This window comes from Niveispirillum sp. SYP-B3756 (assembly GCF_009495745.1).
In the GTDB taxonomy this organism is placed as follows: domain Bacteria; phylum Pseudomonadota; class Alphaproteobacteria; order Azospirillales; family Azospirillaceae; genus Niveispirillum.
This window is the reverse complement of sequence record NZ_WIDQ01000001.1, coordinates 101,106-125,891: the sequence shown is the minus strand read 5'-3', so window position 1 is coordinate 125,891 and position 24,786 is coordinate 101,106. Positions and strand designations below refer to the sequence as shown.

Sequence of the window (24,786 nt, the reverse complement as noted above, 5' to 3'; positions counted from 1 at the left end):
ATTATTCATACACCGCGTAATATTTGCGCGCCGGCTCCAGCACCTCCCAGGTGCCGGTGAAGCCGGCGGGCATGACGAAGGCATCGCCCGCCTGGAAGCGGCGCTGCTGCCCGTCATCGCCGGTCACCAGCACCACCCCTTCCAGCCACTGGCAGAACTCATTCTCGCTGAAAATCACCCGCCATTTGCCGGGCTGGCAGCTCCAGACCCCGCAATTGAAGCGCCCGTCGGCGCTGGCAAAGCGGTTGGAGACGGTCTGCACCGGATCGCCCGCCAGGATGCGATCCGCCGGCGGGCGATAGCTTTCCGGTGCCGGCCCGGCATCGTCCAAAACCACGATGGGGGGAAGAGCAGGGGGGTGCATGATCGTCTCCATTCCGTTGATGCAGATGTCCGCATGGCGCCTATCGTCAAGCACGCCAAAGCAGTTTATACTCTCGTGAATATTTTACGGAACAAGCGGCTTACCCGCATGATGAAATTGCCGCCAGTACCAGAAGATGAAGGGGAGCGCGTCGCCAGTCTGCATGGCTATGCTATTCTGGATACCGGCCCAGAGGATTCCTTTGACCGGCTGGCCCGAATGGCGGCCACCCTGATCGGCACCCCCATCGCCCTGGTTTCCCTGGTGGATGAGACGCGGCAATGGTTCAAGGCCCGCTATGGGCTGGAGGCCCCGCAGACGCCGCGCGAAATGGCCTTTTGCGCCCATACGATCCTGGGCACCGACATTATGGAGGTGGAAGACGCACTGTTGGATGCGCGCTTCGCCGATAACCCGCTGGTGACGGGCGCGCCGGATATTCGTTTTTATGCCGGTGCCCCGCTGCTGACCCCCAACGGGCACCGGCTGGGCACGCTCTGCGTCATCGACCGCCAGCCCCGCCATTTGTGCGACCGTGACCGGCAGGTGCTGCGCGATCTGGCCCAGACGGCGATGCAGCTGATTGAGCTGCGCCATGCCGGGATGCAGGCAGTGGCAGAACTGGCTGCGCGCCGGAAGGCGGAAGCGGAAAGCCGGCAGGCCCAGGAGCAGGCGGAGGCGGCATTGGCCGCCCGCTCCCTGTTCCTGGCCACCATGACCCATGAATTGCGCACCCCGCTGACGGCGGTGATCGGCTTTTCCGGCCTGATGGCGGGGGAGGTGATGGGGCCGCTGGGCGACCCTGCCTATAAGGAATTTGTCGAGAATATCCGTTCCAGCGGCCAGCATCTGCTGGATCTGGTCAATGATATGCTGGATATCGCGCGGGTGGAGGCCGGCAAGCTGGAGCTTTGCGCCGCCACCTTTGACAGCCAGGCCCTGGTTAACCAGGTGGTGCGCCTGGTGCGCGGTCTGGCCTTCGAACGCAAGGTGACGATCGAACTGCTGCCGGAGGGCGACTGGCAACTGGTGCAGGTGGATGCAAGGGCCATCAAGCAGGTGCTGTTGAACCTGCTCTCCAACGCGGTGAAATTTACGGCGGCTGGCGGTGTGGTGCAGATATCGGCCCATCGCCGGGGGCGGCGGCTGGTTCTGACGGTCCGGGATAATGGCGATGGCATCGCGCCTGCCGATCTGGCCCGGTTGGGCCGGCCCTATGAACAGGCCGGTGATGCCGACAGCCGGTCCAAGGGCACCGGTCTCGGCCTTGCCCTGTCGCACCAGTTGATACATTGCCACGGGGGGCAATTGCGCCTGGAAAGTGAGCTGGGGCGGGGGACCATCGCCAGTTTCGACCTGCCGCTGGCCCCCTATGGCAGCCGCCCGACCTGAACAGGCGCGTGCACAAGGCAGATTAACCTGTCAACCGGCCTATGCTAGAGTTAGAGGTCAATCGTCACTTTGATGCCTGATCCGACAGGTTTTGCGTTTCCGGGGAGTTTGCCGTCATGGCCATGCGCGTCCGTGAAGATTACCGCGGTCTGACTGGTCCCGAAAAAGCCGCCATCCTGATGCTGGCGCTGGGGGAGGAAATCGCCTCCAAGCTGTTCGCGCTGATGGGCGATGACGAGATCAAGGAACTGTCGCAGACCATGGCCAATCTGGGCTCGGTCAGTTCCAATCTGGTAGAACGTCTGTTCGTGGAATTTGCCGAGCAGATCAGTTCCACCGGTTCCCTGGTTGGTACCTTCGACAGCACCGAACGCCTGCTGACCAAGGTGCTGCCCAAGGACAAGGTCGACCAGATCATGGAGGAAATCCGTGGTCCCGCCGGTCGTACCATGTGGGACAAGCTGACCAATGTGAATGAGCAGGTGCTGGCCAACTATCTGAAGAATGAATATCCGCAGACGGTGGCCGTGATCATGTCCAAGATCAAGGGTGACCATGCCGGCCGCGTGCTGCAGCTTCTGCCCGAAAGCTTCGCCATGGAAGTGATCATGCGCATGTTGCGCATGGAGGCGGTGCAGAAGGAAGTGATCGACGATATCGAGCGCACGCTGCGCACCGAATTCATGTCGAACCTGGCCCGCACCAACCGCCGCGACGCGCACGAGATGATGGCGGAAATCTTCAACAGCTTTGACCGCAATACCGAAAGCCGCTTCCTGGCCGCCTTGGAAGAGCGTAACCGCGACAGTGCCGAACGCATCCGCGCCCTGATGTTCACGTTCGAAGATCTGTCCAAGCTGGACCCCAGCGGCATCCAGACCCTGCTGCGCAATGTCGACAAGCAGAAGCTGGCCACGGCGCTGAAGGGCGCGTCGGACACGCTGAAGGACATGTTCTTCACCAACATGTCCGAACGTGCCGCCAAGATCATGCGCGAGGATATGGGCGCCATGGGCCCGGTGCGCCTGCGTGATGTCGACGAGGCGCAGATGTATATGGTGCAGCTCACGAAGGACATGGCCGCGCGCGGCGAAATCGTCATTGCCAGCGGCAAGGGCGAGGATGAGCTGGTTTATTGAGTCTGGTGGGGCGGGGGAGGGGGCAGAACCCTGCCCGCCCGCATTGCCTCACACCCCCCATAAGGACGAACCGGCGTATCGGTTGATGATCGGTGCTGACGCAACCATCCCAGTTGCGCTACCCTGGCGGGAGAAGGGCAGGGGTGGCGATGGCGTTGGAATTTACGAAACCGGAACAGCTTGAGAAGTTTCTGGCGGACAAGCCGGCGCAGTGGTCGCACCTGATCGCGGCCCGTGCGGCTCTGCGGGTGCTGCCGATGGCGCTGGCCGGCTTGTCGGAAGAGCATTGGTTGGCGGTGCTTCGGGCGTGCTACATATCATGGGCCGCCGGCAAATATCCGGCCCATGATATGACCCGTTCCGCCGCCCGTTCCGCCGCCCGTTCCGCCGCCTTTTCCGCCGTCCGTTCCGCCGCCCGTTCCGCCGTCCGTTCCGCCGCCCGTTCCGCCGCCCGTTCCGCCGCCTTTTCCGCCGCCGGTTCCGCCGTCCGTTCCGCCGTCCGTTCCGCCGCCGATTCCGCCGCCGATTCCGCCGTCTGGAGAGCAATTAGGACAGACGTGGACTGGCTAAGGACGCGCGGAGAGGGCCAATCCTTTGCCGGTTTGGCTTTGTCACCGCTCTGGCCGGGTGAGGCCCCGCCCTCGGTGACAGAGCCATGGCAAACCATTGCTGGCGGGAAACTGGCGACAGACCACGCCCCCTGGATCAACTGGTATCAAGCCCTCCTTACCGGCAACGGTCCCAGCGCCGACTATTTCGGCCCCGACCTGACCTTGCGTATCGCCCAACAGCCCGATGAATGGTGGAACCGTCCGGCGGCATTGGTGAATGCTGATATCGCCGCGTGGCTGAAGCTGCGGGATTCAGAAAAACTGATTATTCCAGAAACGGAACCAGGAATAACGCTCGGCGTGGCTGAAGATGGTCGCATCGGTGTTGTGCCGTCCGGCGTGCCGACGCTAACGGAGCAGAACGCCAACGAAGGCATTTTGGAAATATTGAATGAAACGGTTGAGGAGCTGCAGGTACGACTCTCTGGCTCCAACGCGTTTGCCATGCTGCTGGGGGATGTAAATAAATACGCGGCCTGCTTGCGACGTCAGCCCCTTTCAATTGATCAGCTTTATCTTCGTGGCAATAATCTTGAAATCGCCCGCGCCCATTTGACCAAGGCTATTGCTGCGCGTGATATGCCAGATATGCCAATAGGCGTGGCCGCGGGGCTGGATTCTGTACTGTCAACCCACGGCCTCCTTATCGCTTCGACCCATCAGGGGCAGGTGCTTCTGGAACGCAGCCACCAGTATGAAAATAAGAATGCCGATATTGCTGCCCAGCGGCTGGCGGCACGGCAATTTGCCGACGCGATTGCGGGGGCTGATAAGTTATTCAGCGATCAGGTGCGGGAGGAATGGCCAGGCATGGCCGACGGTGTTGGGCGCGGACCTTACCCGGAACGCTCAACCCAGGTTGCCATGTCGGCCAACCGAAATCTGTTTATCACCATCGCTACCGTTGTTGTGTTTGAGACGCTGAAGGACGGTTTGGCGGCCAGCGTCGTTGGAACAACGATGACGGGGGCAACGGCGGAAACGATTAACTATGCCCTCGCATTTTTGACAAACCATCTGCCCACCATCCGTGAACTCGCTGCTGTCTCTGGCCCGCATTTGCAATGGATGGAACCCTTGCTTCGCTATCTCCAGCGACGGATGACGTCATGATTATTCGGGATTTCTGATTTTTATGGCGGAACCACCATATTGGGGATAACATGCGTCCGGTCGATTGGGTTGGTTCCGCCTATAAGGATTTCTGCGCCTTTCCGCCAGAGGTACAGGATATCATGGGTTTCGCGCTTCATCTGGCGCAGGCCGGTGGCCTCCATGCCGACGCGAAGGTGTTGAAGGGCTTTGGTGGTGCCGGCGTTCTGGAGATTGTGGAGGATCATCGCGGCGATACATTTCGTGCCGTCTACACGGTTCGGTTTGAGCGCGCGGTGTATGTCCTACATGCCTTCCAGAAGAAATCAAAAAGCGGGATCAAAACCCCCGCCGAAGACCTGGATTTGATCAAGCGGCGGTTGAAGGCAGCAGAGGCCGACCATCATCGGCGGCTGTTGGAACAAGGTGGGGAGGCCAAGACATGACGGATGCAGACATCCCTATCCAGCGTGGCACTGATAATGTCTTCGCAGACCTGGGCTTTCCTGATGCCGACAGCCATCTGTTGAAGGCGCAACTGGTGGCGCGTTTGGCGGCCATCTTGAAGGATTTGGGCCTGACCCAGGTTGAGGCGGCCCGGCGTATGGGGGTGAGCCAGCCGGATATTTCGCGGTTGCTGCGTGGTCAATTCCGGGATGTGTCCGTTGAACGGCTGTTGCGCATGATGGTGAAGGTGGGGTGTGCCGTCGATATCGTGGTGCATCCCACGCCCGGCGGGCCGCCTGCCGCCCCGATCCCGGTGGCGTGATCGCCTCTCCCCCACGGGTATCAGCCTTCGCGGCGGATGCCGACAGACATGCCGCAAGTACCTTACGGGCCGCGCGCGTTACCCCCCGATTGCACCGGGCTGCCCGCTGCGGTACAAGGCCAGCAAACCTTATGCAGATGCTTACCTGAAGGATGCCGCCATGGCCGCGTATCAATATGTCTATGTGATGAAGGGTGTGACCAAGGTCTATCCCGGCGGCAAGAAGGTGTTCGAGAATATCTGGCTGTCCTTCTATCCCGGCGCCAAGATCGGCGTGCTGGGCGTCAACGGCGCCGGTAAGTCCACCTTGCTGAAGATCATGGCCGGGCTGGACAAGGATTATAATGGTGAGGCCTGGTCCGCCGATGGCGTAAAGGTGGGTTATCTGCCGCAGGAACCACAATTGAACCCGGACAAGAATGTCTGGGACAATGTGATGGAAGGCGTGGGCGAGACCAAGGCGCTGCTGGACCGGTTCAATGCCGTGTCGGAAGCCATGGGCGATCCGGATGCCGATTTCGACACACTGATGGCCGAACAGGCCGAATTGCAGGAAAAGATCGACGCGGCCGACGCCTGGGATCTGGACCGCACGGTCGAAATCGCCATGGACGCGCTGCGCTGCCCGGCCGGTGACGCCGAGGTGGCCAAGCTGTCGGGTGGTGAGAAGCGCCGCGTGGCGCTCTGCAAGCTGCTGCTGTCCAAGCCCGACATGCTGCTGCTGGACGAACCGACCAACCACCTGGATGCCGAAAGCGTCGCTTGGCTGCAGCGCTTCCTGGCCGAATATCCCGGCACCGTCGTGATGGTCACCCACGATCGTTACTTCCTGGATGCCGTCACCGGCTGGATTCTGGAACTGGATCGCGGCTCGGGCATCCCCTACGAGGGCAATTATTCCGCCTGGCTGGAACAGAAGCAGAAGCGTCTGGAACAGGAAGGCCGGGAAGAGGGTGCCAAGCAGAAGCAGCTGGCCCAGGAACTGGAATGGGTGCGCGCGTCGCCCAAGGCGCGTCAGGCCAAGTCCAAGGCCCGTATCCAGGCTTACGAGGAATTGCTGGCTTCCGCCAACCAGAAGGAAGCCATTGGCGAAACCCGCATCGTCATCCCCACGCCGCCGCGTCTGGGTAATGTGGTGATCGAGGCGGAGAACCTGCGCAAGGGCTTTGGCGACCGGTTGCTGATCGACGATCTGTCCTTCCGCCTGCCGCCGGGCGGCATTGTCGGTATCATCGGCCCCAACGGTGCCGGTAAGACCACCCTGTTCCGCATGATCACCGGCGCACAGCAGCCCGATGGCGGCACCTTCCGCGTGGGTGAGACGGTGCAGTTGGGCTATGTCGACCAGAGCCGTGACAGCCTGGATGACAAGAAGAATGTCTGGGAGGAAATCTCCGGCGGGCTGGACGTGATCGAGCTGGGCAAGAAGTCCATGCCTAGCCGCGCCTATGTCAGCGCCTTCAACTTCCGCGGGCCGGATCAGCAGAAGAAGCTGGGCCAGCTGTCGGGTGGTGAGCGCAACCGCGTGCATCTGGCCAAGATGCTGAAGTCCGGCGCCAACGTCCTGCTGCTTGACGAACCGACCAACGATCTGGACGTGGAAACCCTGCGCGCCCTGGAAGAGGCCTTGTCCACCTTCCCCGGCTGCGCCGTGGTCATCAGCCACGATCGCTGGTTCCTGGACCGTCTGGCCACCCACATCCTGGCGTTTGAGGGTGACAGCCAGGTGGTCTGGTTTGAAGGCAACTATGCCGATTACGAGGCGGATAAGCGCCGCCGTCTGGGGGCAGAGGCCGATCAGCCCCACCGTATCAAGTACAAGCCACTGGAGCGCTGATCCGTTCCCAGCCTTTCCGATGCTGACAAGCGCCCCCGCCGGTTATCCGGTGGGGGCGTTTTGTTTCGGCGCTTTGACCCCGCCTTCCGAAATATTGGATTGGTCAAATTTTAGGGAAATTCTGTAGCCACTGGCATTGGCAGCCGTACTTCTTTATGTTTCCTTAACCGGACAAAGGGCGTGCTGGGCGGGCCTGGGGGAGTGGGCCCAGCGGGGGGAAGTGGCCGATGGAAGAAGACCTTCTGGTGTTTGCGGCGGAACCGGACCCGGCCCAACCCACGCCCGCTCTGTCTCCCTGGCTGATTCTGATTGTCGATGACGATCCTTCGGTTCACAGCGTCACCAAACTGGCCCTGCGCGATCTGGTTCATGCCGGCCGCAAGCCCTTGTTTCTGTCTGCCTATTCGGCAATAGAGGCCCGGCGGATCCTGGCGGCATACAGCGATATCGCCCTGGTTTTGCTGGATGTGGTGATGGAGAGCGAAGATGCGGGGCTGGACCTTGCCCGCGCCATCCGGGAGGAATTGGGCAATCAATATGTCCGCATCATCCTGCGCACCGGCCAGCCCGGCCAGGCGCCGGAGCGGGAGGTGGTGGCCCGCTATGACATCAATGACTACCGCGCCAAGGATGAGCTGACGGCTGGCCGGCTCTGGACCTCGGTGCTGACCGCCTTGCGTGCCTATCAGCAGATCCGCGCGCTGGAGGCAAACCGCGCCGGACTGGCCCATATCCTGGATGCCACGGCCCGTCTGTTTGAACAGCGCGACGTCAACCGTTTTGCTGCCGGTGTGGTGGACAGCTTGCTGGCCCTGGCCGGCCCTGGTACCGGCGCCCTGCTGGCACGGGTGGAAATGGTGGAGGGGGAGCCGGTGGGCGAACCCCGCCTGCTGGCCGGGCGGCTGCGGGGCGGCGGCGATGTCCGGCCGCTTCTGCCGGCGGGGCCGCTGTCCCATGCGGCGCCATCGGAAATCTGCCAGCAGATTGTGCAGGCGCTGGCCCAGCCGGCCGGGGTGCAGGGGGCTGGCTGGCTGGCGATTCATACCTCCGTCTCGCCCAGCGTTGCTGTCATCGTCCATCTGTCCGGCCTGCAGCCGGACCATGGGCCCGATCAGCGGGTGATGGCGCTGTTTGCCCGTACCATCGCCATCGGGCTGGACAACGCCCTGCTGGTGGAACAGCTATCGCGTGACCGCACCCATGACCGGGCCACCGGCCTGTTGAACCGCACCGGGCTGGTGGCGGCCGTTGGGGCCCGGCTGGGCCTGTTGGGGGAGGATGGGGCCGGTTCCTGTGCCGTTGCCCTGATCGATCTGCGGCGCTTCCGCGATTTCAATCAGGAACTGGGGGTGGCCTGGGGCGACCAGCTGCTGGGCATCACCGCCCGCCGGGTGGTACAGGCGGCGGGCCCGGCGGCGGCCTGTGCCCGCACCGCCGGCGACCAGTTCGCCATCATGCTGCCCGGCGGGCCGGATCTGGAGATGGCACGCGCGCAGGTGCGGGCGATCCTGGCTGCCGTGTCGGAACCGGTGATCCTGGCGGGGCGGGAGGTGCATCCATTGGTAACGCCGGGCTTGGCTTGGTGCAACCTTCCCGACCGCCATGCGGAGGAAATGCTGGCCCGGGCGGAGGAGAGCCTGCACGCCTCCAAACGCGCCTTCGGCCGTTTGCAGGAGGTTCTGGTCGGCAATGACAGCGACCAGAATCGGCTGGGCCTGACGATGGAGCTGAATGCGGCCCTGAAACAGAACCAGTTTGAGCTTTATTATCAGCCCATTGTCGATGCGGTGACGCGCAAGGTGGTGGCGTTTGAGGCGCTGGTGCGCTGGAAGCACCCGGCGCGCGGCATCATGGTGCCCGCCTCTTTCATCCCGGCGGCAGAGGAAACGGGGCTGATCGTGCCCATCGGCACCTGGGCGATGCGGGAGGCAGCCACCCGCATTGCCGAATGGACCCGGGCCAGCGGCCGGCCCATCTGGGTCAGCGTCAATATCTCCGCCGCGCAATTGTCCGAACCGGGCTTCCTGGACCATGTGAAACGGGTTGTGGAGGAAAGCGGGGTTGATCCCACGCTGCTGAAACTGGAAGTGACGGAAAGCACCATCATCGGCGATCCGGCTCATGCGGCGGAAATTCTGTCGGGCCTGCGCGATCTGGGCATCCGGCTCTGCATGGATGATTTCGGCACCGGCTATTCCAACCTGTCGTACTTGCAGACCTTGCCGTTTGATTTCCTGAAGGTGGACCGGGCCTTCGTGTCCAGCATGATCGACCGGTTTGAAAGCCGCACCATCCTGCGCACCATGCTGGCCTTGGCCCAGCAACTTTCCCTGGAGGTGGTGGCCGAAGGGGTGGAGACGCTGGAACAAGCCGATGAGTTGGAACGGCTGGGCTGTGGTTTTCTGCAGGGCTTCCTTTATGGCAAGCCGATGCCGGCCGAGCTGGCCGGCGCCATGCTGGGGGTGCCGTCGGGGCCGCTGGGCTGAGAGCCCCCCGTTCCATCCAAGCAAAGGCGGTATCCGCAGCCACCGGGTGCCCAGCGGCACCCACCCGTGCTAGAACCCCGCCGCCATAGCGAGAGAGGGAGGCGGCGATGAAGATCCTGGTCGTGGGTTCGGGTGGGCGTGAACATGCGCTGTGCTGGGCCGTCGCCCGTTCGACCCTGTGCGACAAGCTTTATTGCGCGCCCGGCAATGCCGGCATCAAGGCCGTGGCCGAATGTGTGGATATCGCCGCCAACAAGATTGACGCCCTTGCCGATTTCGCCACGGCCAACGCCATTGATTTTGTGATTGTCGGGCCGGAAGAACCGCTGGTGCTGGGGCTCGCGGACAAGCTGCGCGCCGCCGGTATTCCTACCTTTGGCCCGTCGGCTGCCGCCGCCGCCCTGGAAGGCTCCAAGGGTTTCATGAAGGATGCGGTGGCGCGGTTCGGTGTGCCTACCGCCGCCTATGGTCGCTTCACCGACCGCGACGCCGCCCGTGCCTTTGTGGCCAAGCAGGGTGCGCCGATTGTGGTGAAGACTGACGGGCTGGCCGCCGGCAAGGGTGTGACCATCTGCCAGAATGTCGATGAAGCCTATGCCGCCATTGACGAGGCGATGGTAGGCCGCCGCTTCGGCGATGCCGGGGCCGAGCTGGTGATCGAGGAATTCCTGGATGGGGAGGAAGCCAGCTTCTTCGCCATCTGCGACGGCACCAACGCGGTGGCCCTGGCCGGTGCGCAGGACCATAAGCGCGCCTTTGATGGCGATCAGGGGCCGAACACGGGCGGTATGGGCACCTATAGCCCCGCCCCGGTGCTGACGCCGGCTATTGAGGCGGAGATCATGGACACGATGATCCTGCCCACGGTGCGCGGCATGGCGGCAGAGGGCAAGCCGTTTGTCGGCGTGCTATTCGCCGGGATCATGGTGGTGAACGGGCCGGATGGAAAGCCGGTGCCCAAGCTGCTGGAATATAATGTCCGCTTCGGCGACCCGGAATGCCAGGTGCTGATGCGCCGGCTGAAATCCGATCTGGTGGAACTGCTGCTGGCGGCGGCCAAGGGCGATGTTTCTGGCCAGCAGCCGCAATGGCATGACGAAGCAGCACTTTGCGTGGTGATGGCGGCGGGAGGCTATCCGGGCGATTACCAGAAGGGTACGCGCATCAACAATCTGGCCGCCGCCGGACAGGTGCCGGGTGTGGAAATCTTCCATGCCGGCACCAAGCCGGGACCGGACGGCGCGGTGCTGGCCAATGGTGGCCGCGTGCTGGGCGTGACGGCGGGGGCCGTTCGCATCGCCGAGGCGCGGGAACTGGCCTATCGCGCGGTCGATCTGATCGACTGGAAAGAAGGCTTCTGCCGCCGCGATATCGCCTGGCGGGCGATGGCGCGCGGTCTTTAAAGCAGAGGGCGCTTAGGGAACCTGATCGGGCTGTCACAGTTCGATCGGGTTGCCCTCCGGGGCATGGATGCGGGCGAAGCGCCCGACGCCGGGCATGTCCATTCCGGCTTGCGGATGATCTCCACCCCGGCGGCGTGCAAGGCGGCATGGCCCCCCTGTTCGTTTTCCCGATTATGTCCGTCGAGCGTGCCACCAGGTTACCATGGTTGCAATAAGGGGCTGGTTACCCAACCGTTTCAGGGGACAGCATCGCCGCAGCGGCGCTTTCATTGCGCTGCGGCAGGGGCTATACAGGGGACCGTTCTGTTGGTTAACCGAAGTCCCTGTTGATGGCGATCAAGCGCACCTATACCCGCAAAGAAGTGGAAGGACTGATCGGCGCCCTGGAAAAGCAGGCACGCGACGCCATGCGCCTGGCCAAGCTGGCGGAGGAAGAGGCCGCCAAGGACAGTTTCCAGGCCTATAATGAGTTTCGCAACAAGGTGGGGGAATTCCGCGCGCTCTGCATCCTGATCGAAGGAAGGCTGAAATCGGTGGAAGCGGTGCGGGTGGACGATCTGCGTGAAGAATATGCACGGCTGGATACGCTGATGCTGGGCCTGCTGGTGCGGGCCTCCATGCGCTTTTTCTTCGTGCTGTCGGCCAAGACCATGCTGCCCATGGGCGCGCGGGATATTTTCGTTTCCGAACTGCACAGCCTCTACGATGCGGCGGAAAAGCTGCGCCGGCCGGAATATCAAAAACAGCTGGGTGACAAGCTGAAGGGCGATCTGGATACGGCGGAAATGATCCTGGAAGAAATCATTGATAAGGCGCCCAGCCTGTTGAAATTCGGTTGAGTTCCCTCGACGCGGCCGGAAGGGTCCGGCCGCGTTGGTGGAAACCCCCTTACCCGGCAGGCGCCCGCACATCCAGCACGGTCAATTGCTTGGATCGGCGGTCAATCGTCTCATAGGTGATGGTCTGGCCCCGGCTCAGCCCCAGCAGGGCGGCCCCCACAGGGGTCAGGATGGAAATGCCGTCGGGTGGTGCCTCCTGCCGCTCTTCCGGCAGGTGCAGTGTACCGGCATGGCGGGCACCGTCCTCATCGCAAAAGGAAACCCAGGAACCCAGCTGGATGAAGGGTCGCCGGGTCTGGCGGTCGACCAGCTCGGCGCGCATCACCTCGTTCTGCAGGAAAAGCGAGACACGGGCATAGGCGCGGTGCAGATGGTCCAGCAGGTTTTCCAACTTTTCCAAATCATTGCGCAGGATGCGGATGGGCGGGTCGCCGATCAGGGTTTTGCGGTTCATGATGCATGGTCCAAAAGGTTGCAAAGGTGCCGGCATGGGCGCCGGTACCAGTGCAGCAAAGCGGTTGGCAGCGGTTCCGTCAATCCCCATCGCCCTTTCGGGTATTATCAGCCATCTGCGGCATTCGTGCGGGTTAATCCCACCGCAGGCGGGAGCGCTGGCGGCACCAGAGCGTTCAGCAAACATAGCCGCTGGGCACTGAACGATAAGAAGGAGCCGCCGGGCCATGACCACCATCCTGTTGATCGTCCTGATTCTCATCCTGATCGGCGCGCTGCCGGCCTGGCCGCATTCCCGTGCCTGGGGCTATGGGCCCAGCGGGCTGCTGACGGTGGTGGTCGTGGTGCTGCTGATCCTGTTGTTGATGGGGCGCATCTGATGCCGCTGGCGTGAGCGGTTGATTGGAGGGTAGCCTTGGATGAAGCTGCGGCGACGCATAGCAAGGGAACCCCGATGACCGATCACGCCGATAACCACCCGGATGCCCAGGACCAGCATTTCCTGACCCTGGCGGCCGCGTTGTCCCGCCAGGGGATGGAGGCTGGCGATGGTGGCCCCTTCGGCTCCGTGGTGGTGCTGGACGGGCAGGTGGTGGGGCAGGGCTGGAACCGCGTCACCTCCACCAACGATCCCACCGCCCATGCCGAGGTGGTGGCCATCCGGGACGCCTGTCAGCGCCTGTCGCGCTTTGATCTGCGGGGGGCCACGCTCTATGCCAGTTGTGAGCCTTGCCCGATGTGTCTGGCCTCGGCCCTGTGGGCGCGGGTGGATCGTATCGTCTATGGCAATACCCGCGATCAGGCGGCCGCCATCGGCTTTGACGATGCGCTGATCTATGAACAGGTGCCGTTGCCGCCCGATGCCCGGATCATCCCCTGCCAGCATCGCCCCAGCAAGGCTGCCCTCTCCGTCTTTAATGACTGGATTGTGAAGGCGGACCGTGTCCCCTATTGATGGAGTTTGGCAACGACGGGTGGCAGCCATGCGCACAACTCTTGATCCAGAGGCGGGCGATCTGCTGGTGCTGGTGGATATCCAGAATGATTTCTGTGGCGGCGGGGCACTGGCCGTACCAGACGGGGACGCTGTGGTGCCGCTGGCCAATGACCTGATCCGCCGCTTCAAGGCGGCGGGGGCGGGGATTGTGCTGACACAGGATTGGCACCCGGCGGGCCATTCCTCCTTCGCCTCCGTTCATCCCGGCCGGGCACCCTATGATATGGTTGGGATGCCATATGGCCCCCAGACCCTTTGGCCCGACCATTGTGTGCAGGGCACGGCGGGGGCGGAATTCCACCCCGATCTGCTGACGCTGGCCGCCGATATGGTGGTGCGCAAGGGCTTCCGCCCCGCCATCGACAGCTATTCCGCCTTCTTTGAAAATGACGGCATCACCCCGACCGGGTTGACCGGCTATTGCCGGGAACGCGGCTTCCGCCGGCTGTTCTTTGCCGGGCTGGCGCTGGATTACTGCGTCTCCTATTCCGCGGAGGATTCGGCACGCTGCGGCTTTCAGCCCATCGTATTTGAGGATGCCTGCCGTCCCATCGACATGAACGGGTCGCTGGATCTGGCCCTAGCCCGGATGAATGCCATCGGGGTGCAGTTCACCCGTGCGACCTGCGGGAAATAGCAGGCCGTACGGGTGAATGGGTGGGAGCCAGATCGACTCAGGCAGCCTTGATGGCGGTCAGGAACCGTTCCACCGCCTGTTTCAGGCTGTCCGACTGGCTGGACAGGCCGGCGGCGGCCATCAGCACCTGGCCGGCCGCCTCGCCCGACTCCGATGCAGCCTGCATCAGCTGGTCGACATTGCCGGAAACGTTCCGCGTGCCGGCCGCGGCCTGGGTGACATTGCGGCTGATCTCCGCCGTGGAAGCGCCCTGTTCCTCCATGGCGGCGGCGATGGAGGTGGAGATATCGTTCACCTCGTCGATGGTGCGGCCAATGGCTTGAATGGCACTGCAGGTTTCGCCGGAAACCTTCTGGATGGCGGCGATCTGCACGGCGATTTCCTCTGTCGCCTTGGCCGTCTGACTGGCCAGATTCTTCACTTCGGAGGCGACGACGGCGAAGCCCTTGCCGGCCTCTCCCGCCCTTGCTGCCTCAATGGTGGCGTTCAGGGCCAGCAGGTTGGTCTGGCTGGCGATGGCCTGGATCAGCCCTACCACATCACCGATCCGCTGGGCGGCCTGCGCCAACCCGGTGACCGTCTCGTCGGTCTGGCGCACCCCGGTGGCGGCCTCCCCGGCCACCTGCTTGGCGCGGTAGATCTGTTGATTGATCTCGGTGATGCTGGCCACCATCTGCTCGCTGGCGGCGGCCACCGTTTCCACATTCGATGTCGTCTGTTCAGCCGAGGCGGCTGCATCGGCGGCCTGCCGACTGGTCTGTTCCGACAGGGCCGACATGGTGTGGGCGGTGCTGTCCAGGTCGTTGGCGGCGTCGGTGACGTTGCGCAAGGTCTCGCCGGATTCGCTGTCAAAGGCCTGGATCAGCCGGTCGATCTGCGCGGCGCGGCGGCTTTTCGCCTCCTCCTCTGCTGCCTGGGCGGCGGCCAGCGCATCGGCCTGGATCAGCCCTTCCTTGAATACCTGGACGGCGCGGGCCATGGAACCGATCTCATCCTGACGGTCCATGCCGAAAATCTCCGTCCCCAGCTGCTTCTGGCTCAGCAGGGACATGCATTGCGTCAGCCGGTTGGTGGGGACGGTGATGGCACGGGTGATGGCGATACCGATGCCCGCGGCCAGAACCAGGGCGATGGCAAGTGCGCTCATTGCCACCGTGCGGGCGCGATCCCATTCTTTTTGCATATTCCGGCGGGCGGCCTCGCCCTCGGCCTCGTTCACCACGACAGCCTTGTCAAGGGCCGTGAACATTTCATTGACGGCCGTACGGCTCTCACCTTGGAACAAGGCCACCGCTGCTGCGGTATCGCCATCGCCCAACTTCTGCAAAATGGCGCTGCTGCTCGGCTGGAAAAGGGTCCAGGCCCGATCGAAACGCGTAATCTCCGCCCGTTCGTCATCGACAATGGACTCGTAGTCTTTCCGTATCTCGATGATATTATTATCCAGTTCAGCGATGGTTTTTTGATGTTCTTTCAGCTTTTCTGGGTCATTTTCAATAATCGCGGTGGCCTGATAACGGCGTAGCTGCAGGACGCTTATCAGCAATTTATTGCTGGCGACGACGGACGGCATTGTGTTCGTCATCACCTCATCGCTCGTTTCGCCCATGGCTGACATGCCCATCAGCGAGAAGAACCCAAGAAACGCTGTGACAACAAGCATCAGTCCAAAGGATCCGATGATCCGGGTCCGAAACGATAAATCGGACAAGCGCATCTTAACTCTCCCACTTAAGTAACCAAAAATGGAAAAATGCCAATTATTTCGCTAGAAGTTTCCTTTATGGACATTATTTTGCCGGCGTATATTTGGCCAGTTAAAAATTTATGCAAAATAATCACCGTTGATTATTTTGTCGCTTGTACGAGCATGAACTTGTCCCACTGCTATTTACAATGTACCGTCGCGCAGTGGCTTGGCAGCGGGCAGCAGTGTTAACAAACAGTCACTTCCCCTTTCGACGGCGCGGGTTTACTCCCAAACAGATGTGCGGAGCACTAGCGGGGCCGTCGGCCCAGGGGAGGTCGGGTTTGTTCTCGATATTGATCCCGCTCATGAACGAGCAGGATAATGTCCAGCCCTTGCTGGCGGAAATTTATGCGACATTGCCGGATGCGCCTTCCTTCGAGCTGTTGCTGGTGGATGACGGTTCCACCGACGAGACGGTGGCACGGGTGCGGGAGGTGCAGGGGCTTTATCCGGGCCTGCGGCTGATCCGCCACCAATGGCGTGCCGGCAAGAGTGCGGCACTGCGCACAGGCGCGCTGGCCGCGCGGGGGGAGTGGCTGGTGACCATTGATGGCGACCGCCAGAATGATCCGGCCGATATTCCCCGCCTGCTGGCTGAGCGCGACAGGCAACCCGATCTGGTACTGGTGGCTGGTAACCGCCGTCGACGCGATGACACATTGGCCAAGCGCCTGACCTCGCGTCTGGGCAATGGCATCCGGCGCGCCTTCCTGCGCGATGCCTGTCCGGATACGGCCTGCGGGTTGAAGCTGATCCGCCGCGACCTGTTCCTGGCACTGCCATTTTTCGACAGCCAGCATCGGTTCCTGCCCGCCCTGGTGAAGGGGCGGGGGCTGGCCTATGCCAACCTTGCCATCAATGACCGTGCCCGCGTCGCCGGCCGGTCAAAATATACCAATCTGGGTCGGGCGGCTGTCGGGCTGTTCGACCTGCTGGGGGTGGTCTGGCTGTTGCGCCGCACCAGCGTGCCGGGCGCTGTGACGGAGGATGGGCAAGCATGATCTGGACCCATATAGCAGCGTGGTGGAATGCCGCCATTGCCGACAAGGGTTGGCTGGTGCTGTTCGGTCTGTCGGCGCAGATCATGTTCATGATGCGCTTTCTGGTGCAGTGGATCAGCTCTGAACGGGCCGGTCGCAGCGTGATGCCTGAGGCTTTCTGGTATTTCTCTCTCGGCGGCGGGCTGATGCTGATCATCTATGGCGTCTTGCGGCCGGATATCGTGATCATCGCCGGGCAGATCCCGGCCCTGGTCATCTATGCCCGCAATATTGTGCTGATCCGCCGGCACAAGCCGGGCCGGGTGGTGCCGGCGGCCCGCCAGACGGCGGCGGTGGCGGAATGAACAGGCTTTACCGCCCGGCGGTCTTGCTGCCGGTCCATTGGCTGCTGCTGCTGCTGGTGGCGCTGGCGGCCTTTCTGCCGGGTTTTGCCGGTATCCCGCCCTTTGACCGCGACGAGTCGCGCTATGTCCAGGCCAGCCGGCAGATGCTGGAGACCGGCGATTATGTCGATATCCGCTTCCAGGATGAGGCGCGGCATAAGAAGCCGGTGGGTATCTATTGGGCGCAGGTCGTGGCGGTAAAGGCGCTGGGCGGCGATGCTGCCGATGCGCCGATCTGGATGTACCGGGTGCCCTCCCTGATCGGGGCGGTGGCCTCGGTGCTGCTGACAGCCGGGATTGGCGCGCGACTGTTCGGTGCCACCGTGGGGCTGGCCGCCGGTCTGATGATGGCGACTTGCGTCATTCTGGGCGTGGAAGCACGCATGGCGAAAACCGATGCGGCACAACTGGCCTGCATCCTGGGGGCTATGTTGGTGCTGGCTCATCTTTATCTGGACCGGGAAAAGCCATTTGCCGCCCCGCTGGGGCTGGTGTTGCTGTTCTGGCTGTCGCTGGGGCTGGGCATTCTGATCAAGGGGCCGATCATCATCATGGTGGTGGGTACGGCCTGTGCCGCCCTGTGGGCCATGGACCGTCGGGCCGGCTGGCTGAAACGGCTGCGGCCCCTCCTCGGGGTGCCACTGCTACTGGCTGTGGTCCTGCCCTGGCTGGTGGCGATTGCCATCGTTACCAAGGGCGCCTTCTTCAGCTATGCCATCGGGCATGAATTTCTCGGCAAGGCCAATGCCGGGCAGGAAAGCCATGGCGCACCGCCCGGCTATTTCCTGGCCACCTTCTGGCTGACCTTCTGGCCCTGGGCCTTCCTGGCCCTGCCGGCCATCCCGTGGGCCTGGCGGCACCGGCATATCGATGCCGTGCGCTTCTGTGCCGCCTGGATTATCCCCACCTGGGTGATCCATGAGGGCGTGGTGACCAAGCTGCCGCATTACCTGCTGCCGGTGCTGCCGGCGGTGGCCATGCTGGCGGTGGCGGCCTTGCTGGACCGGGTGGATGGGCTGTCGGTACCGGGTGACCGCTGGTGGCGTCGGGCGGCACTGGGCCTGGGCGGGCTGGTCGGGCTGGGTTTTGCCGGCGCGCTGGTGGCGTTCCCTATTCAATTGACGGGGGGGCCGGTCTTCACCGCCCTTCTTGCGGCGCTGGGCGTGCTGGTGACAGTGGGGGCCATGTTCCTGTTTGACCGGCGCGGCGATGGTGACCGGCTGCTGCTGGCTGGTCTGGGTGGGGCGGTGGCGACCTTTGTGCTGCTGTTCGGTGTAGCCCTGCCAGGGCTGAAACCGATGTGGCTCAGCCCGCAGGTGGCCGATGCCTTCAGCCGCACGCGGCCCTGTGGCCATTCCGTGCTGGCGGCGGCCGGCTATAACGAGCCCAGCATGGTGTTTCTGATCGGCACCAATACAAGGTTGGGCGGCGGGGAAATGGTGGCCGGCCATCTGCTGGCCGATCCCGCCTGCGCCGTGGGTCTGGTGGCCAGGGGGCGGGAGGAGGATGCCTTCATGGCTGGCCTTGCCACCCAGGGGCGTACACCGCGCCTGCTGGTGGAACTGGCTGGCTTCAACTATTCGCGGGGGCGCAAGGAGGTTCTGCACCTCTATACATTGGCACCCTGAAACAACAGAACAGCCTTTCGCGGCGGCCCGCAGCCGCGTTATACCCTGTCCCGGTGATCGGAACCGATCACCGGTCTCAAGCGCCGGGGCCAACGTCCGTTGGCTTGGCTCACGCGGCACGTGCCGCGCGGCGGCGGTCGCCGCCGTACCAAATCCCGGTAAGTTCTCCTCACCGGGATTTGGTATTAAACAGAGGCTCAACCAATGTTTCGGCCGGACCAGCGTGCCGGAATTTAGCAGCAATCAACATACAGGAGGATTTCATGTCAGGTCGTATCGATGCGCGTCTGGCGGAACTGGGGATTGAACTGCCGAAGGCAGCGGCTCCGGTGGCAGCCTATGTGCCGGCCGTGCGCACCGGCAACCAGCTGTTCATTTCCGGCCAGATTCCGCTGTGGAATGGAGAACTGCGCCATGTCGGCAAGCTGGGTGCCGGTTACAGCCTTGAGGAAGGGCGCGAGGCCGCCCGCACCTGTGCGCTGAACCTGATCGCCCAGGCCAAGGCAGCACTGGATGGCGATCTGGACCGGATCACCCGCGTGGTGAAGCTGGTCGGCTTCGTCAATTCCACCGGCGATTTCAATGATCAGCCCAAGGTGATCAATGGCGCCTCGGAGCTGATGCAGGAAGTCTTCGGCGATGCCGGCCGCCACGCCCGCTCCGCCGTTTCCGCGTCTTCCCTGCCGCTGGGCGTGGCTGTGGAGGTCGAGGCGATCTTCGAAGTGGCGTAAAAACATTATCTTTTCAGGGGTTGGCCCTTGGCGGGCCAGCCCCTGGTGCCATATCGTCTGTCGCAGACGTGACGGAATGTTGAGTGATATGGAAACAGGCACGCCCCCCGGCACCATCACGCTGAAGCTGGTGGACAGTATCCGTGACATTCCCGCTGCCGACTGGGCCTCCTGCGCCGCCGGTGTGCCGGGCGGGGCCGATAACCCCTTCATCAACCATGATTTTCTGCGCATTCTCGAACAAAGCGGTTCTGTCGGGGGAGATACCGGCTGGCAGCCGCGTCACCTGACGCTTTGCGATGGGGAAGGCCGCCTGCTGGCGGCCATGCCGCTTTATGTGAAATCCCATTCCTATGGCGAATATGTCTTCGACCAGGGTTGGGCGCGTGCCTTTGAAAATGCCGGCGGCGAATATTATCCCAAGCTTCTCTCCGCCGTTCCCTTCACCCCCGTCACCGGCCCCCGGCTGCTGCTGCGCGCCGATGCGCCGCCGGGTGCGGCGGCGGTGATGATGACGGGGCTGCGCCGGCTGGCCGAGGATAATGAGCTTTCCGGCGTGCATGTGAATTTCGTGACAGCGGCGGAATATCGGGATTTCACAGAGCGCGGCTGGCTTGGCCGCATCGGCACCCAATATCATTGGACCAATCAGGGCTATCGCAGCTTCGATGATTTCCTGGCCCAGTTCAGTTCCCGCAAGCGCAAGGCGGTGCGCAAGGAGCGCCAGGCGGTGGCCGATAGCGGGCTGGCGCTGGTCACCCTGACCGGGGATGAACTGCGCGAGGAACATTGGGATGCGTTCGACCGGCTATACCGCGCCACCTCCGACCGGAAATGGGGCTGGCCCTATCTGACGCGGGAGTTCTTTTTCCGCTTGGGTGAGACGATGGCCGATCAAGTGGTTCTGGTCATGGCGCGCGAGGGCGCGCGCTGGGTCGGCGGTGCCTTGAACCTGCTGGGTGGCGACACGCTTTATGGCCGCAACTGGGGTGGGGCCGGGGAATACCCGTTCCTGCATTTTGAGGCTTGTTACTATCGCGCGCTGGATTTCGCCATTGAGCGCGGGCTGGCGCGGGTAGAGGCTGGCGCCCAGGGAGAACATAAAATCCAGCGCGGCTATCTGCCGGTGGAAACCTATAGTGTGCATCACCTGACCCATCCGGGTCTGCGCGATGCGGTGGCCGGTTTCCTGGACAATGAACGCGCCGCCATGGCGCAGGAAATCACCGCCCTGATGGCGGAGAGTCCCTTCAAGCGGGAAGGCTAGGCCCGCCTTCATGCCGGGCCTCGCAAGGGCTGTTCTTGGGTTTAACCGAGGGGTATTGTCCCTATTACCGGCACAATGCGACCGATTTTGGCATGGCTTTGCCGCGCTGCAAACAGGTGACAGATCGGGCAGACTTGGCATAGTTTTGCGCGCGGCAAGTGAGCGGCCTTCGTGATGAAAGCTTTGGTTGGAGAACCAATCTCACCTTCAGTCATAGAAATGACGTCCTCTTTGCCAAGCAGATGAATGATGCCGGTCAGCCGGATTGGCAACAATCGCGTGGGAGTAACTTTCTTGACTGATCAACTGACGTGTCCCGCCTGCTCGTCTGAGCATGTCTATCAGGATGGCAGCTTGTGGATGTGCCCGGAATGTGGCCATGAGTGGAATCCGGAGGCTGCCGGCACGGAAGAGGCGACGGATGGCGTCATCCGCGATGCCAATGGCAATGTGCTGGCCGATGGTGACACCGTTACGGTCATCAAGGACTTGAAGGTCAAGGGCTCGTCCCTGGTGGTGAAGGGTGGCACAAAGGTCAAGGGCATCCGCCTGACGGACGGGGCCAACGGTCATAATATTTCCTGCAAGATTGACGGCATCGGTGCGATGAATCTTAAGTCGGAATTTGTGAAAAAGGCCTGAGGTGGCAGGATTGAAGGGCTGTATCACCCGATGAGGCACATCATTTTGACGAAACCCTTTGTCAGAGTGACGCCTGTTACAGATTTCAGTCCCCTATATAACGATTGTCCCGCCTGCGGGGGATGATGGGCGGTTGATGCCGCCATCATTTCTATGTCCAACGGCTTATCCGGGGTTGCGCCCTGGTGCCTGATATGAAGAGGCGATCTTGCTGATTGAAAAGCTGAACTGGCGTTATGCCACCAAGAAGATGGACCCGTCCAAGGCTGTGCCGCAGGACAAGCTGGACCGGATTCTGGAGGCGATCCGCCTCGCCCCCACCTCCAGCGGGTTGCAGCAGTTCGAAGTGCTGGTGGTGACCAATAAGGAGATCCGGGAGAAAATCAAGGCGATCGCCTGGGATCAGGGTCAGGTTACCGACGGCTCCCATCTGCTGGTCTTCGCCGCCTGGGATAACTACACCGCAGAGCGCATCAACGGCATGTTCGATCTGGTGAACCAGGAACGCGGATTCACCAATGAAGGCTGGGAAAATTATCGCCAGATGCTGCTGAACAGCTATCCGCAGCGCGATCCGGAAGTGAATTTCCAACATGCCGCGCGTCAGGCCTATATCGCGTTGGGTCTGGCCATGACAGCCGCTGCCTTTGAAGGCGTGGACTGCACCCCGATGGAAGGGTTCGATCCGGCGGCTCTGGATGAAATCCTCGGCCTGCGGGCGCTGGGGCTGCGGTCCGCCGTCATTCTGCCGCTGGGCTATCGGGATGCCGCTGGCGACTGGTTGGTGAACCTTAAGAAGGTGCGTCGCGCCGCCGCTCAGGTGTTCCGCTTCGTGGACTGATCACCGTCAGGTGATGGGTAAGGCCGGGTTCTTCCCTGAAGCGGGAGGGCCCCGGCCTTTTTCATGCCAGCAGTTCGGCCTCCCGGATGTCGAATTCGCGCCGGGCCTGCCGGATGGCGTCATGATGTTGTTCCGCCCATCCCACCAGCGCCCCCAGTGGGCCCAGGATGCCCTGTCCCAGGGGCGAAAGACGATACTCCACCGCCGGCGGCTTGGTGGGGAAGACTTGCCGGATCAGCAGCCCATCGCGTTCCAGATTGCGCAGCGATTGGGTTAACATGCGCTTGGAAATGTCCGGTACGCAGCGGTGCAACTGGCTGAAGCGCTGCGGCCCGTCGGCCAGAGTCAACAGGATCAGGCTGCTCCATTTATCGCCGATCTGGTCCAGCACATCGCGTACCGGGCAATTGGCCAAGGAAAAGCCCAACCTCTCCCAACGGGCGATGGCGCTTTCAGGCGTGGCGTCCCCTATCAGGGCTAGGTTCCCTTTTTGTAACCTGGGCATGGAAAACTGCCTCCTTCCGCGTAGGTTCAGCGGTCTCTATTATAGACCAATCCTTGAACAGAGACCATAGAAGGCGGTTTCATCATGAGCAATGCGCGCATTCTCATCACCGGTGCCACCGGCCAGCTCGGCCGGCTGGTTGTTCAGTCGCTGCGGACCCTGGTGGCGGCCGACCGCATCATTGTTGCCGTGCGCGACCCGGCTAAGGCGGCTGATCTGGCCGCCGCCGGTTTGGAGGTGCGGGCTGCTGACTATAACCAGCCGGCCCAGCTGGCAACGGCCTTTGCCGGGGTTGACCGGGTGCTGCTGATCTCCTCCTCCGACGTGGGGTCGCGGTTGCCGCAGCATCGCCATGTCATCGATGCGGCGGTCCAGGCCGGGGTGAAGCTGCTGGCCTATACCAGCCTGTTGCATGGGGATGCCTCGCCCTTGCCGCTGAAGGCGGAGCATGTGGCGACGGAGGCCTATCTGCAGGCTGCGGGTCTGCCCTTCGTGCTGCTGCGCAATGGCTGGTACATGGAGAATTATAACGGCTTCATCCCGTCCGCCCTGGAGCATGGCGCCCTGTTTGGCGCTGCGGGGGAGGGCCGGATTGCCGCTGCCGCCCGCGCTGACTATGCCGAGGCGGCGGCCCGGGTGATCGCCGAGGGGGAGGCCCATGCCGGCAAGATTTACGAGCTGGCCGGTGACCAGCCCTTCACCCTGGCCGATTGGGCTGCCGCCCTGGCCAAGGCGGCGGGCCAGCCTGTTGCCTATCAGAACCTGCCGGAAGCGGAATTTCGCGGCCTGCTGGTGAAGGTGGGGCTGCCGGAACCGCTGGCCGACCTGCTGGCCAGCTCTGACGCCGGTGCGGCACAAGGCGGGCTGTTCGATGACAGCCACACGCTGAGCCGTCTGATCGGTCGCCCCACCACGTCCCTGGCCGCCGTGCTGGCGGAAGCGCTTGCGCGTTGAGTTACAGCAGGGCGAGCGTGCTGCTGTCACGCTCGCCCCCGCACCAGCGGTCCAATGCCTGCTTAAACAGGGGGGTACCATCGCCGCCCGCCCGTTCAAACAGGGTCATGCAGGATCGGAATTTCAGATCGTCAGGGGTGCCGAACAATTGGTGCAGGCTGTCGACAGGCGCCCCCATGACCGCGGTGGTACAAGCGTACAGGCGGGAACCCAGTATCGGGTGGCGCAGATAGGTCTGCGCCTCAGCCAGATCGGCCAAGCCAAAGAACTGCGCGGTGGGGGAGCGACCCAGGCCCCGCAGCTGCGGGAAAATGAACCACATCCAGTGGCTTTGTTTGCTGCCCGCCCGTATTTCAGCCAGGGCCTGATCGATCATCGGTTCCTGTGCATCCAGGAATCGCTGGGCATCGAAGCCGCTCATCTCCTCGTCCTCCGCTGATCATGGCGACGCCGTCGGTTGACAGCCAGGGCCAACCTGTGAAGACCTGGGCATGAAATGCCCGCTTTTACAGGGGCTGCAACAAGGAGTCTGTCAGGACATGAGCCGCCGCGTTACCCTTTATGGAATCAAGAATTGCGACACGATGAAGAAGGCCCGGACTTGGCTGGACAGCGCCGGGGTTGACTATGTGTTCCATGATTATAAGGCATCAGGCATTGATCGCCCCACCCTGGAAGGCTGGGTGGCCTCTCTCGGCTGGGAGATCCTGCTGAACCGTGCCGGCACCACCTTCCGCAAGCTGCCGGAAGCGGCCCGCGAAGGCCTGGATCAGGAAAAGGCCGTGGCCCTGATGTTGGACCAGCCCTCCATGATCAAGCGGCCGGTGCTGGATATCGACGGCAAGCTGCTGGTTGGCTTCAAGCCGGAGACTTATCAGGCGGCGTTGGGTTGATATCGCGCGGTGATGGTCGGGCAAAGGGCGCTTGCCATCACCGCGTCTCGCCCAACCGAGATCGTGGTCAAAAAGGAATCCTCAGCCGGGCTCAAGGTCAGTTCACTCGACCCGATATGCGCGTGGCGCATGGGATGTTCCGTTCTCTATGCGAACGAAGTGAGAACATAGC

Annotated in this window: 26 protein-coding genes; 21 read left to right on the top strand and 5 right to left on the bottom strand. The window is 62.6% G+C overall.

Features of this window, described 5'->3' with window-relative positions; all coding sequences use genetic code 11:
* Position 1: 1 nt before the first annotated feature.
* Positions 2-364, bottom strand: coding sequence for a cupin domain-containing protein (locus tag GE253_RS00590; protein WP_153202208.1), 363 nt, complete (start codon positions 362-364; stop codon positions 2-4).
* Between the two features lie 108 nt (positions 365-472).
* Between GE253_RS00590 and GE253_RS00585 the strand changes: the two genes are divergently transcribed.
* The 9 genes from GE253_RS00585 (at position 473) to GE253_RS00545 (ending at position 11,932) form a co-directional block, all read left to right on the top strand.
* On the top strand, positions 473-1,756 hold the full coding sequence (locus tag GE253_RS00585) for a GAF domain-containing sensor histidine kinase (protein ID WP_173012423.1): 1,284 nt from the start codon (positions 473-475) through the stop codon (positions 1,754-1,756).
* A 116-nt stretch (positions 1,757-1,872) separates the two neighbouring features.
* A complete protein-coding gene (gene fliG / locus GE253_RS00580) occupies positions 1,873-2,895 on the top strand; it encodes a flagellar motor switch protein FliG (protein WP_089287977.1) in 1,023 nt (340 codons plus the stop codon).
* 143 nt (positions 2,896-3,038) lie between these two features.
* Entirely contained in the window at positions 3,039-4,619 is a 1,581-nt protein-coding gene (locus GE253_RS25745; RefSeq protein ID WP_173012422.1) for a hypothetical protein, read from the top strand.
* A 50-nt stretch (positions 4,620-4,669) separates the two neighbouring features.
* A complete protein-coding gene (locus GE253_RS00570) occupies positions 4,670-5,044 on the top strand; it encodes a type II toxin-antitoxin system RelE/ParE family toxin (RefSeq protein ID WP_153202206.1) in 375 nt (124 codons plus the stop codon).
* Positions 5,041-5,367, top strand: a complete 327-nt coding sequence (locus GE253_RS00565) for a helix-turn-helix transcriptional regulator (RefSeq protein ID WP_153202205.1) — start codon at positions 5,041-5,043, stop codon at positions 5,365-5,367. Before GE253_RS00570 ends, GE253_RS00565 begins: the two co-directional genes overlap by 4 nt.
* 160 nt (positions 5,368-5,527) lie before the next feature.
* Positions 5,528-7,204 carry an energy-dependent translational throttle protein EttA gene (ettA, locus tag GE253_RS00560; RefSeq protein ID WP_153202204.1) on the top strand — a complete coding sequence of 559 codons (1,677 nt, stop codon included), beginning with the start codon at positions 5,528-5,530 and terminating at the stop codon, positions 7,202-7,204.
* 227 nt (positions 7,205-7,431) lie between these two features.
* Positions 7,432-9,690: an EAL domain-containing protein gene (locus GE253_RS00555; RefSeq protein WP_153202203.1), complete on the top strand. Its 2,259-nt coding sequence runs from the start codon at positions 7,432-7,434 to the stop codon at positions 9,688-9,690.
* Positions 9,691-9,797: 107 nt separating this feature from the next.
* Entirely contained in the window at positions 9,798-11,093 is a 1,296-nt protein-coding gene (gene purD, locus GE253_RS00550; RefSeq protein ID WP_153202202.1) for a phosphoribosylamine--glycine ligase, read from the top strand.
* Between the two features lie 329 nt (positions 11,094-11,422).
* Positions 11,423-11,932 (top strand): hypothetical protein, encoded by a 510-nt coding sequence (locus GE253_RS00545; protein ID WP_153202201.1) that lies wholly within the window; start codon positions 11,423-11,425, stop codon positions 11,930-11,932.
* 49 nt (positions 11,933-11,981) lie between these two features.
* Here the strand turns inward: GE253_RS00545 and GE253_RS25740 are convergent, their stop codons facing one another.
* The gene (locus tag GE253_RS25740; RefSeq protein ID WP_173012421.1) at positions 11,982-12,386 is read right to left on the bottom strand and encodes a GreA/GreB family elongation factor; all 405 of its coding nucleotides are present in this window, start codon (positions 12,384-12,386) and stop codon (positions 11,982-11,984) included.
* A gap of 226 nt (positions 12,387-12,612) precedes the next feature.
* Between GE253_RS25740 and GE253_RS00535 the strand changes: the two genes are divergently transcribed.
* The 3 genes from GE253_RS00535 (at position 12,613) to pncA (ending at position 14,019) form a co-directional block, all read left to right on the top strand.
* Positions 12,613-12,765, top strand: coding sequence for a DUF3309 family protein (locus GE253_RS00535; protein ID WP_153202199.1), 153 nt, complete (start codon positions 12,613-12,615; stop codon positions 12,763-12,765).
* A 74-nt stretch (positions 12,766-12,839) separates the two neighbouring features.
* On the top strand, positions 12,840-13,340 hold the full coding sequence (locus GE253_RS00530) for a nucleoside deaminase (protein ID WP_153202198.1): 501 nt from the start codon (positions 12,840-12,842) through the stop codon (positions 13,338-13,340).
* A 28-nt stretch (positions 13,341-13,368) separates the two neighbouring features.
* The gene (pncA, locus tag GE253_RS00525; RefSeq protein WP_153202197.1) at positions 13,369-14,019 is read left to right on the top strand and encodes a bifunctional nicotinamidase/pyrazinamidase; all 651 of its coding nucleotides are present in this window, start codon (positions 13,369-13,371) and stop codon (positions 14,017-14,019) included.
* A gap of 37 nt (positions 14,020-14,056) precedes the next feature.
* Here pncA and GE253_RS00520 read toward each other — a convergent pair whose 3' ends face one another.
* The gene (locus tag GE253_RS00520; RefSeq protein ID WP_153202196.1) at positions 14,057-15,736 is read right to left on the bottom strand and encodes a methyl-accepting chemotaxis protein; all 1,680 of its coding nucleotides are present in this window, start codon (positions 15,734-15,736) and stop codon (positions 14,057-14,059) included.
* Positions 15,737-16,005: 269 nt separating this feature from the next.
* On the opposite strand from GE253_RS00520, the gene GE253_RS00515 reads away from it, so the two are divergent.
* From GE253_RS00515 to GE253_RS00485, 7 genes are all read left to right on the top strand, one after another.
* Positions 16,006-16,770, top strand: a complete 765-nt coding sequence (locus tag GE253_RS00515) for a glycosyltransferase family 2 protein (protein WP_153202195.1) — start codon at positions 16,006-16,008, stop codon at positions 16,768-16,770.
* Positions 16,767-17,114 carry a lipid-A-disaccharide synthase N-terminal domain-containing protein gene (locus GE253_RS00510; protein WP_153202194.1) on the top strand — a complete coding sequence of 116 codons (348 nt, stop codon included), beginning with the start codon at positions 16,767-16,769 and terminating at the stop codon, positions 17,112-17,114. The genes GE253_RS00515 and GE253_RS00510 overlap by 4 nt, the downstream gene beginning before the upstream one ends.
* The gene (locus GE253_RS00505; protein WP_153202193.1) at positions 17,111-18,781 is read left to right on the top strand and encodes a glycosyltransferase family 39 protein; all 1,671 of its coding nucleotides are present in this window, start codon (positions 17,111-17,113) and stop codon (positions 18,779-18,781) included. The genes GE253_RS00510 and GE253_RS00505 overlap by 4 nt, the downstream gene beginning before the upstream one ends.
* Positions 18,782-19,044: 263 nt before the next feature.
* The gene (locus GE253_RS00500) at positions 19,045-19,512 is read left to right on the top strand and encodes a RidA family protein (RefSeq protein ID WP_153202192.1); all 468 of its coding nucleotides are present in this window, start codon (positions 19,045-19,047) and stop codon (positions 19,510-19,512) included.
* Positions 19,513-19,600: 88 nt separating this feature from the next.
* Positions 19,601-20,779, top strand: coding sequence for a GNAT family N-acetyltransferase (locus GE253_RS00495; protein WP_153202191.1), 1,179 nt, complete (start codon positions 19,601-19,603; stop codon positions 20,777-20,779).
* Positions 20,780-21,073: 294 nt separating this feature from the next.
* Positions 21,074-21,421, top strand: coding sequence for a zinc ribbon domain-containing protein YjdM (locus GE253_RS00490; protein ID WP_153202190.1), 348 nt, complete (start codon positions 21,074-21,076; stop codon positions 21,419-21,421).
* A gap of 208 nt (positions 21,422-21,629) precedes the next feature.
* A complete protein-coding gene (locus tag GE253_RS00485) occupies positions 21,630-22,262 on the top strand; it encodes an NAD(P)H-dependent oxidoreductase (RefSeq protein ID WP_153202189.1) in 633 nt (210 codons plus the stop codon).
* 61 nt (positions 22,263-22,323) lie between these two features.
* On the opposite strand, the gene GE253_RS00480 is transcribed toward GE253_RS00485, so the two are convergent.
* The gene (locus GE253_RS00480) at positions 22,324-22,689 is read right to left on the bottom strand and encodes a helix-turn-helix domain-containing protein (protein ID WP_247878416.1); all 366 of its coding nucleotides are present in this window, start codon (positions 22,687-22,689) and stop codon (positions 22,324-22,326) included.
* A gap of 162 nt (positions 22,690-22,851) precedes the next feature.
* Here GE253_RS00480 and GE253_RS00475 point away from each other — a divergent pair, with 162 nt between their 5' ends.
* Positions 22,852-23,721 (top strand): SDR family oxidoreductase, encoded by an 870-nt coding sequence (locus tag GE253_RS00475; RefSeq protein ID WP_153202187.1) that lies wholly within the window; start codon positions 22,852-22,854, stop codon positions 23,719-23,721.
* Position 23,722: 1 nt separating this feature from the next.
* Here GE253_RS00475 and GE253_RS00470 read toward each other — a convergent pair whose 3' ends face one another.
* Positions 23,723-24,142: a DUF1810 domain-containing protein gene (locus GE253_RS00470; RefSeq protein ID WP_153202186.1), complete on the bottom strand. Its 420-nt coding sequence runs from the start codon at positions 24,140-24,142 to the stop codon at positions 23,723-23,725.
* Between the two features lie 118 nt (positions 24,143-24,260).
* Here GE253_RS00470 and GE253_RS00465 point away from each other — a divergent pair, with 118 nt between their 5' ends.
* Positions 24,261-24,614: an ArsC family reductase gene (locus tag GE253_RS00465; protein WP_153202185.1), complete on the top strand. Its 354-nt coding sequence runs from the start codon at positions 24,261-24,263 to the stop codon at positions 24,612-24,614.
* The last annotated feature ends 172 nt before the right edge of the window (positions 24,615-24,786 follow it).

Excerpts from the sequence above, each read along its gene's own strand:
- GE253_RS00510 (WP_153202194.1), top strand. The coding sequence starts at position 16,767 with ATGATCTGGACCCATATAGCAGCGTGGTGGAATGCCGCCATTGCCGAC.
- GE253_RS00495 (WP_153202191.1), top strand. The coding sequence starts at position 19,601 with ATGGAAACAGGCACGCCCCCCGGCACCATCACGCTGAAGCTGGTGGAC.
- GE253_RS00465 (WP_153202185.1), top strand. The coding sequence starts at position 24,261 with ATGAGCCGCCGCGTTACCCTTTATGGAATCAAGAATTGCGACACGATG.
- pncA (WP_153202197.1), top strand. The coding sequence starts at position 13,369 with ATGCGCACAACTCTTGATCCAGAGGCGGGCGATCTGCTGGTGCTGGTG.
- GE253_RS00530 (WP_153202198.1), top strand. The coding sequence starts at position 12,840 with ATGACCGATCACGCCGATAACCACCCGGATGCCCAGGACCAGCATTTC.
- GE253_RS00505 (WP_153202193.1), top strand. The coding sequence starts at position 17,111 with ATGAACAGGCTTTACCGCCCGGCGGTCTTGCTGCCGGTCCATTGGCTG.
- ettA (WP_153202204.1), top strand. The coding sequence starts at position 5,528 with ATGGCCGCGTATCAATATGTCTATGTGATGAAGGGTGTGACCAAGGTC.
- GE253_RS00520 (WP_153202196.1), bottom strand. The coding sequence starts at position 15,736 with ATGCGCTTGTCCGATTTATCGTTTCGGACCCGGATCATCGGATCCTTT.
- GE253_RS00500 (WP_153202192.1), top strand. The coding sequence starts at position 19,045 with ATGTCAGGTCGTATCGATGCGCGTCTGGCGGAACTGGGGATTGAACTG.
- GE253_RS00545 (WP_153202201.1), top strand. The coding sequence starts at position 11,423 with ATGGCGATCAAGCGCACCTATACCCGCAAAGAAGTGGAAGGACTGATC.
- GE253_RS00585 (WP_173012423.1), top strand. The coding sequence starts at position 473 with ATGATGAAATTGCCGCCAGTACCAGAAGATGAAGGGGAGCGCGTCGCC.
- GE253_RS00570 (WP_153202206.1), top strand. The coding sequence starts at position 4,670 with ATGCGTCCGGTCGATTGGGTTGGTTCCGCCTATAAGGATTTCTGCGCC.
- GE253_RS00535 (WP_153202199.1), top strand. The coding sequence starts at position 12,613 with ATGACCACCATCCTGTTGATCGTCCTGATTCTCATCCTGATCGGCGCG.
- GE253_RS00475 (WP_153202187.1), top strand. The coding sequence starts at position 22,852 with ATGAGCAATGCGCGCATTCTCATCACCGGTGCCACCGGCCAGCTCGGC.
- fliG (WP_089287977.1), top strand. The coding sequence starts at position 1,873 with ATGGCCATGCGCGTCCGTGAAGATTACCGCGGTCTGACTGGTCCCGAA.
- GE253_RS25740 (WP_173012421.1), bottom strand. The coding sequence starts at position 12,386 with ATGAACCGCAAAACCCTGATCGGCGACCCGCCCATCCGCATCCTGCGC.
- GE253_RS00565 (WP_153202205.1), top strand. The coding sequence starts at position 5,041 with ATGACGGATGCAGACATCCCTATCCAGCGTGGCACTGATAATGTCTTC.
- GE253_RS00470 (WP_153202186.1), bottom strand. The coding sequence starts at position 24,142 with ATGAGCGGCTTCGATGCCCAGCGATTCCTGGATGCACAGGAACCGATG.
- GE253_RS00555 (WP_153202203.1), top strand. The coding sequence starts at position 7,432 with ATGGAAGAAGACCTTCTGGTGTTTGCGGCGGAACCGGACCCGGCCCAA.
- purD (WP_153202202.1), top strand. The coding sequence starts at position 9,798 with ATGAAGATCCTGGTCGTGGGTTCGGGTGGGCGTGAACATGCGCTGTGC.
- GE253_RS00515 (WP_153202195.1), top strand. The coding sequence starts at position 16,006 with ATGTGCGGAGCACTAGCGGGGCCGTCGGCCCAGGGGAGGTCGGGTTTG.
- GE253_RS00590 (WP_153202208.1), bottom strand. The coding sequence starts at position 364 with ATGCACCCCCCTGCTCTTCCCCCCATCGTGGTTTTGGACGATGCCGGG.